Here is a 12,393-nt window from a genome sequence, read left to right as displayed (position 1 = left end):
GTAGTGCCTGTGGTGCATCCCTAATTTCAGATTGTAGTGCCTGTGGTGCATCCCTAATTTCAGATTGTAGTGCCTGTGGTGCATCCCTAATTTCAGATTGTAGTGCCTGTGGTGCATCCCTAATTTCAAATTGTAGTGCCCATGGTGCATCCCTAATTTCAGATTGTAGTGCCCAAGTGCAAAAGTCGATTGGATCGCACACGACTCCTTTCCACCGTTCATTTGCTGGTTCATCAACATAGGTCCCCGATTTTCCCTTGAGTGCAGACCAGGGAAGAGTGGGGGCCTTTTAATTGCACCTGGGGATAGGTTTTTGTCCACCACTGATCTCCGTGGCCAATTCCGGGGAGTGTGGAACATGAGGTTACGTCCCACACCCAAACCGTCAAAGCGGGCCTATTTAATTTTGGAAAGCATGGAAATCCGCATGGGCAGCCTCGATGACCCTTTAGTGAAATTCCCCACTTTATCCTATAGAATATCCGATCCCAGACAGCTATCCGCAGGCTTACATCAGGAGAAAAAAAGTGCCACCTCTGGGGGTGGCTTGCGCTACTGTTCCTTTGTGTTTGAAGAAGACGGGGGTTCCTTCGACGGGCTGGACTCCTCCACCCGCTCATACCACCCTTTGCCCACGGGTCGGTAGAGGGGACGATTTTGGGGGTGAAGGGGGCAATAGGAACACCGACCTCCTGGACGCTGTTTGAAACATTGGATGCAACGGATGGGTTTGGCCTTCATCGGACCCCTCCTGTGCAGTGATCTCCATCGTTCTAGGGATTCATTTCGGTATCAGGGATTTTGCGATCCAAGGGCGATCCATGTGAAACCTGCCCCTCCCCGAAACTTAGCGTTTTCATAAATGATTTTAGTACACTGTGAGGTTGAATCCCCTAAGTAACTGAGATAGAATGAAATGAGAACAAATTGAGAATGACTTTCAAAATGAAGTCAACTCAAAGTATTTTGTTGCCAGGTGTGAGGGAAGCGGATCTGCCGCATCTACTCACATTTACTCCAAATCGTATCATCCACCCCTGCCACCTGCAAACAGGGTCCTTTGGGCCCGTTTGTTTAGCATAAATGGTGAGCTAGATCAGACTATGGAGGAATGCAGAATGCCGACAACACCTAAACTCACAATAAACGATCTGCACGTTTCCATCGAGGAGAAGGAGATCCTCAAAGGTGTGAACCTGGAAGTGAAGGGCGGCGAGATTCACGCCATCATGGGCCCCAATGGAACCGGGAAGAGCACCTTGGCCCAGGCGCTGATGGGTCATCCCCGCTATGAAGTGACCGGGGGAAGCGTCAGCCTGGACGGGGAAGATCTCCTGGAGATGGAAGTGGACGAACGTGCTCGTAAGGGATTGTACCTCGCCATGCAGTATCCCAGCGAGATCAGCGGTGTGACCAACTCCGATTTTTTGCGTAGTGCCGTGAATGCCCGTCGGGGTGAGGGCAATGAGTTGTCCATCATGAAATTTATGAAACAGCTGGATAAAAAGATGGACCAACTGGAGATCGATGAATCCTTTGCCAACCGTTATCTGAATGAAGGCTTCTCCGGCGGTGAGAAGAAGCGGAACGAAATCCTCCAGATGATGATGCTGGAACCGCGCATCACCATTCTGGACGAAATCGACTCTGGTTTGGATATCGATGCCCTCAAAGTGGTGGCAGATGGGGTCAACTCCATGCGTGATCCCCAAGCCGGCTTCCTGATCATCACTCACTACCAACGTCTGCTGAATTATGTCAAACCGGATTTTGTTCATGTGGTTATGAAGGGACGAATCGTAAAATCCGGTGGACCGGAGTTGGCGGAACGTCTGGAAGCGGAAGGTTATGACTGGGTGAAGGAAGAGTTGGGCATCGAAGACGAAACCGTCGAGAGCCAGTCGTGAGGGAGGGGGAGTCATGATGAATGTGGATACCAGACAAGGATTTAATCGCGAAACCATCATCCAACTCTCTCAGTCCCAGCAAGAACCGGATTGGATGCTCCAACGTCGCCTGAGCGCGTGGGAGCAGGCGGACCAACTTCCGCTCCCCAAACCGCAAAAGACACGGATTGACCGCTGGAATTTCACCGACTTCCAGCCGATCCAAAAGGAAGATAAAGTGGCTTCACCGGAAGAATTGCCGGAGGAGATCCGTTCCTATATCTCCGGAGGTATTACAGACAATCTGTTTATCCAGAAAAATTCGAGTCCGGTCTATTGCCGGTTGCCTGAGGAACTAGCGGCCAAGGGAGTTGTCTTCACCGACCTGCCCACTGCGGTTCGCAATCACGGAGAGCAGGTCCGGAAATACTTTATGACAGAGGGGATTCAGCCCCAAGAGCATAAACTGACCGCTCTTCACGCAGCATGGGTCAGTGGAGGGCTTTTCCTGTATGTGCCCAAAAATGTGGCCGTGGAGATTCCTTTCCAAGCTCTCTTCTGGACGCAAGGAAGCGGAATTGGATCCTTCCCCCATCTGTTGGTGGTAGCGGAGGCAGGCAGTGATGTCAATGTGGTGGCCAACTTCATCTCCGATGCTGACACCGAGGCGGTTATCAATGGAGCGGTAGAAGTGTTTGCTGGCGACAACAGCCGGGTGCGGATTGCATCTCTCCACACCCACAGCTCTGGCGTGACAGAGACCGCCTACCGACGGACAGCAGTGGGGCGGGATGCGGATCTGGAGTGGATCGTCGGTGATCTGAACTCAGGCAGAACCCTCTCCGACAACACCACAAATATGAATGGATCCGGTGGCAATGTGCGCATCAAGGGTATCACTGTCGGCTCCGGTGATCAGCGTTCCAATATCACGGCTACAGTGAATCATGGGGACACCTACACCGAGAGCGACATTACGATACGGGGTGTGATGAAGGATCAGGCACAGACGATCCTAAACGGGATCACCCAGATTGAAAAGGGCGCCCATAAGGCCAACGGCGTTCAGGCGGAAAAAGTGTTGATGCTCAGCGGGGAAGCCCGTGGGGATGCCAACCCGATCCTTCTGATCGATGAAAATGATGTGCAAGCGGGTCATGCGGCCAGTGTGGGCCGGATCGATCCGATCCAGATGTTCTACCTGATGTCCCGGGGACTCACCCGTCAGGAAGCGGAACGTCTGCTCATCTTCGGTTTTGTCGGTCCGGTCTTGGATACGATTCCCTTTGAGTCCCTGCGCGAACAGATCAGCAGTGTGATTGAAAGGAAATTGGGCTGATGAGTCGATATGCGAAAGACTTTCCCATTCTGAACCAGGAGATCAATGGACATCCGTTGGTTTATCTTGACAGTTCAGCTACCTCTCAGAAACCGTTTCAAGTGATCGAAGCGGTGGAAGAGTATTATAAGAAAAATAATTCCAATGTACACCGGGGAGTTCACACTCTGGGGAATCGGGCCACGGAAGAATACGAAGGGGCTCGGGAGAAAGTGCGTCGCTTTATCCATGCCGCTTCCACCCAAGAGATTATCTTCACCAGAGGAACCACCACCGCCATCAACTTCGTCGCCGCCAGTTACGCTCGTAAAAATCTGTCCGAGGGAGATGAGATCCTGATCTCTCCTTCGGAACATCACAGCAATTTGATCCCGTGGCAACAAGTGGCCCAGGTGACAGGGGCCCAGTTGAAATACTTTCCCCTTGAATCGGATGGGAGACTGGATCTGGCTAAAGCCGACGAGATGATTAGCGAACGGACGAAACTGGTGGCCATCGCTCAGGTGTCCAATGTTCTGGGAACTATTTTTCCCATCAAGGAATTGGCCCAAATGGTGCATCGCCACGGTGGTGTGCTCATGGTGGACGGAGCTCAGAGTGTCCCCCATATGAAAGTGGACGTGCAGGAACTGGATTGCGATTTCCTGGCTTTTTCAGGTCACAAGATGTTGGGACCGACAGGGGTCGGTGTCCTCTACGGCAAGGAACGGTGGCTGGAGCAGATGGAGCCGGTTGAGTTCGGCGGCGAAATGATTGATGACGTCGGTCTGTATGAGTCGACGTGGAAGGAGCTCCCCTGGAAGTTTGAAGGGGGAACTCCGGTGATCGCGGCAGCGATCGGCCTGGGTGCCGCGATCGATTACCTGGAGGAAATCGGGATGGCGGAAGTGGAAAAACACGACCGCCAGCTGGCCGCTTATGCCCAACAGGTACTGGGAAATATGGAGGGGTTGGAAGTTTACGGGCCACAGGAGGACCGGATCGGATTGGTCACCTTTAATGTCCAGGGAATCCATCCTCATGATGTGGCCACAGTGCTTGACTCTGAAGGGATCGCCGTTCGAGCCGGACACCATTGTTGCCAACCGTTGATGCGGTGGTTGGATGTACCGGCGACAGTCCGAGCCAGTTTCCACATCTATAATGATGAGGAAGACATCGATCGTCTGGTGAAAGGTGTACAAAAGACGAAGGAGTTTTTCGGCGATGTCCTTGGATGATCTGTATCGAAGAGTGATCATGGATCACTACCAGAAACCGAGAAACCGTGGCCGGATCGAAGAGAGTGCAGTCACGGTGGATTTGAATAATCCCACCTGTGGGGATCGAATCTCCATTCAGATGGATGTGGATGAAGGGAAGATCCGAGAGGCAAAATTCCTGGGTGAGGGCTGCTCGATCAGTATGGCGTCGGCTTCGATGATGACGGAAGCCGTCAAAGGACTCACCCTGGAAGAAGCGTTGCACCTGGCAGATCTCTTTTCCGGTATGGTGCAAGGCAAAGAGGTGGATTCGGAGGAGTTTCCACTGGAAGATATTGAAGCCCTCCAGGGTATCTCCAAATTCCCGGCCCGCATTAAATGTGCGACGCTGGCATGGAAGGCCCTGGAGAAAGGGGCGAGGGAAGCAGCGGATCAAGGCTGATTCCACCCTGAACAGGAGGGAATGAATATGGCGAAGGAACTGCCCGATATTTCTTCGGAGTATCAATACGGGTTTCATGATAAAGATGTTTCGGTTTTTCGTTCGAAGCGTGGATTGACCCGGGAGATTGTGGAAGAGATTTCCCGGATGAAGGATGAACCGCAGTGGATGTTGGATTTCCGTCTGAAGTCGCTGGAACAGTTTTACAAGATGCCGATGCCGAGCTCAGAAAACTCCAAGTGGTTTTCTCTGTTACCGGGCAAGCTGGATGATCTGAATTTCGATGATATCACTTACTATGTAAAACCGTCGGAACGGCAGGGACGCACCTGGGACGAAGTTCCGGAGGAGATCAAGCGGACTTTTGACCGCTTGGGGATTCCCGAAGCGGAACAGAAATTCCTGGCTGGGGTCTCAGCTCAGTACGAATCGGAAGTGGTTTACCAAAACATGCAGAAGGAACTGGAAGATCAAGGGGTTATCTTCTGCGATACGGATACCGCCGTCAAAGAGTATCCGGAACTGGTAAAGGAATACTTCGGCACCATCGTACCCCCCACAGATAACAAATTTGCGGCTCTGAACAGCGCGGTTTGGAGCGGTGGGAGCTTCATCTATATTCCCAAAGGGGTGAAGTGCGATGTTCCGCTGCAAGCTTATTTCCGCATCAACTCCCAAAACATGGGCCAATTTGAGCGGACGCTGATCATCGCCGATGAAGAATCTTTCGTACATTACGTGGAAGGATGTACGGCACCGATCTACAGCACCGATTCCCTGCACAGCGCCGTGGTGGAAATTGTGGTCAAGGATCACGCCCGTTGCCGTTACACCACCATCCAGAACTGGGCTCCCAACGTCTACAACCTGGTGACCAAGCGAGCCGTTGCCGAAAAAGGAGCCCATATGGAGTGGGTGGATGGTAACATCGGTTCGAAACTGACCATGAAATACCCCGCCGTGATCATGAAAGGAGAGGGCGCCAAAGCAGATGTGCTCTCCATCGCCGTGGCGGGCAAAGGGCAACACCAAGATGCTGGAGCCAAGGTGACGGCTCTCGCTCCCAACTGCACCTCCACCATCGTGTCCAAATCGATCAGTAAGCATGGTGGGAAAGTGACCTACCGCGGTCTATCCAGCTTCGGGAAAAAAGCACAGGGCTCCAAGGCCAAGGTGGAGTGTGACACGCTGATCCTGGATGACCAGTCCACCTCCGATACGATCCCTTACAACGAGATCAAGACAGATGATATCACCTTGGAGCACGAGGCTACGGTTTCCAAGGTGTCGGAGGAACAGCTCTTCTACCTGATGAGCCGCGGTCTCTCTGAAGAGGAAGCTACCCAGATGATCGTGATGGGCTTCATCGAACCCTTCACCAAGGAACTTCCCATGGAATATGCCGTGGAAATGAACCGCCTGATCAAGATGGAAATGGAAGGCAGTATCGGATAACATCAAATGTGCTTGAAGTTTCTCCCCGACATGAGGGGAGAGAGCCTGAATCCACGTGTCTGAGTGACTTTGATTATGTCACACAGACACGTTTTTTTTGTCTTTAAATGAGCGTCCCAGCGATGAAAAATTATGTATAAAAAGTAACGATTACGATTTACTTTCTACATATTATTCACTTCAGAAACAAACGTCAAGTGGAGAACGACATTGATTCCGAAGCGTATCCACTTGTTCATCCATTGATTTTTAAGGGGTTTGATTTGGTATATACGATGGAATCAGAGTTAAATCCCCTACTGTAACCTATATCTGATACATAAATCTGTGATTGTGATTTGACTTTCAAAAAAGAATAGGATACGATTCAAAACGTAAAGATTACGATATACATCAGGGGGAGCTAAAAAGGATGCGATACAGGCGATTCGTGGTCACGCTGGTTTTGTTAATCACTCTAGTCGTTACGGCTTGCGGTCAGTCACCAGATCCGACAGCCCAAGGCGATGAAGGGAAAACAACATCTGCACCGTTTTTAAAATTTCGGGATGACACAGGTAAAACCGTCACACTCAAGGAGCAACCGAAGCGTATTGTCGTGCTCTCTCCGGAATTTTTAACGTTGCTGTATGACCTGGAAGGGGAAGCGGTCGGGCGTATGAGCACATACTCTTCTCCGGTTCCGAAGGCAGCACAAGATCTACCGGAGGTTGGAACGATTAACCAAATTAATGTGGAGAAATTGGTGGCGTTAAATCCGGATTTCGTCATCGGCACCCCGTCATTTCATGGGAAACTGTCTGACTTGATGAAAAGAAATGAGATCCCCTTCGCCTTAATGCAAATGCGTTCGTTTAACGATGTGAAAGAGAAAGCAGCCTTGTTGGGACAAATAACGGGGAACGAGGGAAAGGCGAAGCAAAGGCTGAAAGAGACGGAAGGCAAGATGGAGGATATTTCCGCGAAATTACCGAAATCCGGCCCTTCATTCGTCGTCTTGAATGTGACTCCCTCAAACGTGTCCATTCAGCGTGCGAATACGACAGCATTGGAGATCGGAGAGTTATTGCGCATGGATAATCTGGCCAAACCTATGAATCCTAAACCAGATGGCAGTCAAACATCCGTGCCGTACAGTATGGAGGCACTCGTGGAGGCACAGCCGGATTATGTGTTCATCACGATTCACGGGGCGCAAGAACAAGGGGAGAAGAAAATCAAAAAGGAACTGGAAGGCAATCCTGCCTGGGCTTCATTAAAAGCGGTGCAGCAAGGCAGGGTCAGGGTGATTCCATCTGCAAGGTACTTAACGAATCCCGGTTTGGCTTACGATCAATCGATGCTACATATGGCCAAAATCGTATATCCGGATATTTTTGACGATGGAAAAAAGTAAATCCTTACGAGATCGACGTAGTTGGAAGATGAGTGTGCTCGTGTTGTTTTCCACAAGTGCATTGGTGACGATGCTGTACAGCGTTTCCGCAGGTGCAGTCACCCTATCGCTCAAAGAGGTTTGGAGTTATTTGTTTTTTCACAGTCAAGTGGGAGGTATGGGGGACATCATCTGGAATATTCGGTTGCCGCGAACGTTGGTCGCCGCTTTAGTGGGAGCCAATTTGGCTGTGTCGGGTGCATTGCTCCAAGGTGTGATGCGAAATCCCCTCGCCGATCCGCACATTATTGGTGTATCGAGCGGGGCAGGTCTGCTCGGCATGACCGTATTAATCCTGTTCCCACATCTGCCCCACTTGTTAATTCCCGTTGCGTTTATCGGTGCATCGGGTGCCGCTCTCATCGTTTATGTGCTCGCCTGGAAAAACGGTGTGGTTCCGACTCGCATTATTTTGGCCGGTGTAGCCGTATCTGCTTTTTTCGGTGCGGGGATCTCCACGTTGCTAACCTTTTACAGTGATCGTTTGACGGGCACGATTGACTTTTTGGCTGGCAGTCTGTCGGCAAGAAGCTGGCCCCATCTAGAAACGATTCTCCCTTATACGATTCTCGGTTTGCTGATTGCAGGGTTAGGGTCGCAGAAGATGAATATTTTAATGCTTGGCGATACGACAGCGAAAAGCTTGGGGACACGGGTGGAAGTCATTCGACTCGTCATGACGGCGACAGCGACGTTACTTGCGGCAAGTGCCGTAAGTGTGGCCGGTTTGCTTGGTTTCGTCGGATTGATCGTCCCTCACGCGGCGCGGTTGTTGGTCGGCAATGACTATCGGGTACTGATCCCCGCCTCGGCCATGTTAGGAGTTGTGGTGATCACATTTTGCGATACGTTGGCACGCCTCATGTTTGCACCGATTGAAATTCCGGTGGGTGTCATGATGGGTGCAGTAGGGGCACCGTTTTTTCTATATTTGTTACGGAGGAGAGCGATGTGAGCTTACTTTCGGCGAAAGGTTTGGTGCAACGGTTCCAAAATAAAACGGTGATTGCAGACCTGAATATGACGATTGCAAAAGGAAAGATCTACAGCATTATCGGACCGAATGGAAGCGGAAAAAGCACGTTGTTAAAAATGTTAGTGCGGCAATTAAAGCCGAAATCAGGTGAAGTGTTACTTGGCGGGATGAATGTGTACGAGATCTCGCCAAAAAAGGTGGCGCGTGCCATGTCTTTTTTGACTCAAGGAGCGGAAGAGGTAGATGTGGCTGTCAAGCAGCTCGTCTCTTACGGACGCTCACCGCACAAGTCATTTCTGCAAAAAATGAACGCAGACGATGAGCAGATCATCGGGTGGGCGATGGAACAAACGAATATTCAACATTTGGCTGAGCAAAACGTTTCGCTTTTATCAGGCGGGGAACGGCAGCGTGTGTGGATTGCGATGGCCCTTGCCCAGCAGCCGCAAATCTTGTTCCTCGACGAACCGACGACCTATTTGGACTTGTCCCACCAACTGGAAGTCATGGAGGTTGTGAAAAAACTCAACCGCGAACACGGTGTGTCCGTCCTGATGGTTTTGCATGACATGAACCACGCGGCTGCTTACTCCGATGAAATTTTGGTCATGGATCAAGGGAGGCTGTATGCCAAAGGTCCACCCCATGAGGTGATGACACCACGGATGTTAAATGAGGTGTTTCACGTGGATGCACAAATCTATACGGACCCGGAGGATGGGGAGTTCAGATTGATCATAAAAAGGTCCAGTTCGAAACGGAAAGAGGGCGTACCAAGCAAATGACAACATCATCCCGGTCTGTGTACCCTTTCACTGCGATTGTCGGTCAGGATAAGATGAAGCAGGCTTTATTGTTAAACGTGATCAATCCCAAACTGGGCGGAGTACTCATCCGCGGTGAAAAAGGGACTGCGAAATCAACCGCCGTGCGGGCGTTAGCCGATTTGTTGGACGGCCTGCAGGTTGTCAACTTGCCGGTCAGTGCAACAGAAGATCGCGTCGTCGGGACACTCGATATAGAGCACGTGATGAAGCATGGGGAAAAGAAGTTTGAACCTGGGCTGCTGGCCCAAGCAGATGGTCATATTTTGTACGTAGATGAAATCAATTTACTGGAAGACCACCTGGTAGATGTGCTGTTGGATGCTGCAGCGATGGGAGTGAATACGGTGGAGCGGGAAGGAATCTCGTTCACCCATTCGGCGAAGTTTGTTTTGGTAGGCACGATGAATCCGGAGGAAGGCGACTTGCGTCCCCAACTGTCGGATCGGTTTGCTTTATCAGTGGAGGTAACCGGGGAGCCAGATGTCCAGCAACGCATGAAAGTTATTCAGCGCCGTCTCGCCTACGAGGCGGATCCGGAGACGTTTTGTCGCGAGTATGCACCGAGGCAGTTGAGGTTAGTCAGGCAAATTGAGCAAGCCAAAGAGATGCTATCCGACGTTGAAATCACGGAGGAGATGCTTGCCGTTGTAGCCCGGATCTCGGTCCGTCTGGGAATTCACAGTCACCGTGCCGACATTATGATGATGAAAACCGCACAGACCCTTGCTGCTTGGAATGGAAGAAAGAATGTGTCGCCCCAGGATATGGAGCAGGCCGCATCCCTTGTTTTACCCCACCGTCTGCGCCAAACGCCCTTTGAAAACAGGAACTTTGACGCGAGCATTGAACAAGCCATTGCTGAAGTGAGCGATGTAAAGGTATGATGCCAGCACAGACTTTCCAGAACCTCAACCCCACGTTTCCCTTTTGTGCTGTAGTCGGTCAAGATCAGGCAAAGCAAGCACTCATGATGTTAGCCGTAAATGAACGACTGCACAGTCTACTGTTGTCCGGACCGAGCGGGACGGGAAAAACGGTGTTAGCCCGTAGTTTAGCCACCTTGCTCCCGTGGAAACGATGTGTAAATGTTCCGCTTCATGTTACAGAAGACCGTCTATTAGGCAGTATGGATGTGGAACATCTGCTCGACACAGGGGAGAAGTGGCTGCAACCGGGATTGCTTGCGGAAGCACATCGCCATATTTTAACTGTGGATGATATCCATCTAATGAATGAGGGCGCTGTCCACGCCATCGTAACAGCTGTTGAAGCCGGAGAGTATACCATTGAACGGGAAGGGGGCTCAGCTTCGTATCCGGTTGCGGGGTTGCTGGTTGCAGTGATGAATCCGGAAGAAGGGGAGTTAGCGCCCCATTTGTTAGACCGCTTCAGCATGGTGATTTCCATGCCGAGTTTAACGGATGTGGATTATCGCCGGCAAGTCGCAGGTCATGTGATTGCTTATGAGCAAAGCCCCCGCGATTTTATAGCCTATTGGGATGAAGAGATGAGAAAAGTACGGGGAGCCATTACAGAGGCGAAGGCGTTTCTTTCCCATATGAAGGTGAGCCAGGAGATGCTGCAACTGGCGGTCTTGACATCGACTGAGGCGAGGTGTGCCGGCCACCGAGGAGAGTACTATCTAGTGGAGGCGGCGAGAGCCATCGCGGCTTTGGACAAGCGGAGTCAGGTGGAAGCGCGTGATATACGACAGGCCGCCGAGTTGGTTCTTTTGCACCGGGTGAGACGTGATTCTACGGAGAAAGGGGAATCAGAGGAGAAACCGAATGAAACAAAGCAGAACAAAGCAGAATCGCATCCTCCAAACAGTGACCCACTTCCTGAAAGTTCTGCTTCCCATGGACCGGAAGCTGCCGAGCTTAACAAAGGTGAAGAGTCCCAACGAAGCCCCTCTTTCTCTGACATGCAGCCACTTGATCACCCTCAGCAATCTCCGGATCCAATTCATGAAACCGTGGAAAGTATCGGACAAAGCATACAGATCAACAAATGGTTTGCCAATACAAGTGGCAACACTGCCCGTAGCGGATCGGGAAAAAGGAGTACGACTCAATCGGGAACGAACCAGGGGCGTTATGTAAAATACTCCACAGTGAAGGGGCCAGAGGCAAATATAGCAGTGGATGCGACATTACGTACGGCGGCACCTTACCAGAAGATGCGACGCTCCATTGGAAAGACAGTATGGCACATTACGAAGGAGGACTTGCGGTATAAGGTTCGAGAAAAACGGACAGGTGCCACACTGTTATTCGTGGTGGATGGCAGCCGTTCGATGGCAGCCGGAAAGCGGATGAAAGCTGTGAAGGGAGCCATCTTTTCCTTACTGCAAGATGCGTATCAAAAGCGGGATCGGGTGGGAATGGTTACTTTCCGGCAAGCAGGTGCAAACGAGGTGTTGCCGATCACGCGCAGTATGGATTTAGCTGAAAAACAATTGCGCGAGTTACCAACCGGAGGGAAGACACCCTTGGCCCACGGATTAAAAAAGGGTTACGAATTGTTATGCCAAGCGATGCGACGTGACTCGGAAATTTTGCCATTCATGATTGTATTAACGGATGGAAAGGCGAATGTCGGACTGAGTCCAGATTCTGCCGTACAGGATGCGATCTCCCAGAGCCAGGAGGTGGGGAAACGCATATATGCTGCGGGGATACAGTCATTAATCATCGACACGGAACAAAGCTTTGTGAAACTGCACCTAGCCGAAACGCTAGCCCATGCGATGCATGCCCACTATTGCCGCTTAGACGACCTGACCAGTTCAAGCATCGCAGACACAGTACGGGTATTCTTCAATAGGTAAG

General features: G+C 51.1%; 11 protein-coding genes. 10 read left to right on the top strand and 1 reads right to left on the bottom strand.

Features of this window, described 5'->3' with window-relative positions; translation table 11 throughout:
• Positions 1-202 (bottom strand): hypothetical protein (locus JOD24_RS12625; protein ID WP_429247020.1); only part of this gene is annotated, 202 nt, incomplete at its 3' end.
• Between the two features lie 916 nt (positions 203-1,118).
• On the opposite strand from JOD24_RS12625, the gene sufC reads away from it, so the two are divergent.
• The 10 genes from sufC (at position 1,119) to JOD24_RS12575 (ending at position 12,392) form a co-directional block, all read left to right on the top strand.
• On the top strand, positions 1,119-1,907 hold the full coding sequence (gene sufC / locus JOD24_RS12620; protein WP_380164386.1) for a Fe-S cluster assembly ATPase SufC: 789 nt from the start codon (positions 1,119-1,121) through the stop codon (positions 1,905-1,907).
• 16 nt (positions 1,908-1,923) lie between these two features.
• The gene (gene sufD, locus JOD24_RS12615) at positions 1,924-3,225 is read left to right on the top strand and encodes a Fe-S cluster assembly protein SufD (protein WP_380164384.1); all 1,302 of its coding nucleotides are present in this window, start codon (positions 1,924-1,926) and stop codon (positions 3,223-3,225) included.
• Positions 3,225-4,445: a cysteine desulfurase gene (locus JOD24_RS12610; RefSeq protein ID WP_380164382.1), complete on the top strand. Its 1,221-nt coding sequence runs from the start codon at positions 3,225-3,227 to the stop codon at positions 4,443-4,445. Before sufD ends, JOD24_RS12610 begins: the two co-directional genes overlap by 1 nt.
• The gene (sufU, locus tag JOD24_RS12605; RefSeq protein WP_380164380.1) at positions 4,432-4,869 is read left to right on the top strand and encodes a Fe-S cluster assembly sulfur transfer protein SufU; all 438 of its coding nucleotides are present in this window, start codon (positions 4,432-4,434) and stop codon (positions 4,867-4,869) included. Before JOD24_RS12610 ends, sufU begins: the two co-directional genes overlap by 14 nt.
• 27 nt (positions 4,870-4,896) lie before the next feature.
• On the top strand, positions 4,897-6,324 hold the full coding sequence (gene sufB / locus JOD24_RS12600) for a Fe-S cluster assembly protein SufB (RefSeq protein ID WP_429247019.1): 1,428 nt from the start codon (positions 4,897-4,899) through the stop codon (positions 6,322-6,324).
• A gap of 412 nt (positions 6,325-6,736) precedes the next feature.
• Complete coding sequence (locus JOD24_RS12595; protein WP_380145781.1) at positions 6,737-7,720, top strand: ABC transporter substrate-binding protein; 984 nt, start codon at positions 6,737-6,739, stop codon at positions 7,718-7,720.
• Positions 7,707-8,714, top strand: coding sequence for a FecCD family ABC transporter permease (locus JOD24_RS12590; protein WP_380145779.1), 1,008 nt, complete (start codon positions 7,707-7,709; stop codon positions 8,712-8,714). Before JOD24_RS12595 ends, JOD24_RS12590 begins: the two co-directional genes overlap by 14 nt.
• A complete protein-coding gene (locus JOD24_RS12585; RefSeq protein ID WP_429247018.1) occupies positions 8,711-9,520 on the top strand; it encodes an ABC transporter ATP-binding protein in 810 nt (269 codons plus the stop codon). Before JOD24_RS12590 ends, JOD24_RS12585 begins: the two co-directional genes overlap by 4 nt.
• Positions 9,517-10,446 carry a magnesium chelatase ATPase subunit I gene (locus JOD24_RS12580; protein ID WP_380164374.1) on the top strand — a complete coding sequence of 310 codons (930 nt, stop codon included), beginning with the start codon at positions 9,517-9,519 and terminating at the stop codon, positions 10,444-10,446. The genes JOD24_RS12585 and JOD24_RS12580 overlap by 4 nt, the downstream gene beginning before the upstream one ends.
• On the top strand, positions 10,443-12,392 hold the full coding sequence (locus JOD24_RS12575; protein ID WP_380164372.1) for an ATP-binding protein: 1,950 nt from the start codon (positions 10,443-10,445) through the stop codon (positions 12,390-12,392). Before JOD24_RS12580 ends, JOD24_RS12575 begins: the two co-directional genes overlap by 4 nt.
• Position 12,393: the final 1 nt, after the last annotated feature.

This window comes from Kroppenstedtia sanguinis (assembly GCF_050433445.1).
Taxonomy (GTDB): domain Bacteria; phylum Bacillota; class Bacilli; order Thermoactinomycetales; family DSM-45169; genus Kroppenstedtia; species Kroppenstedtia sanguinis.
This window is presented reverse-complemented; position numbering and strand designations above follow the sequence as displayed.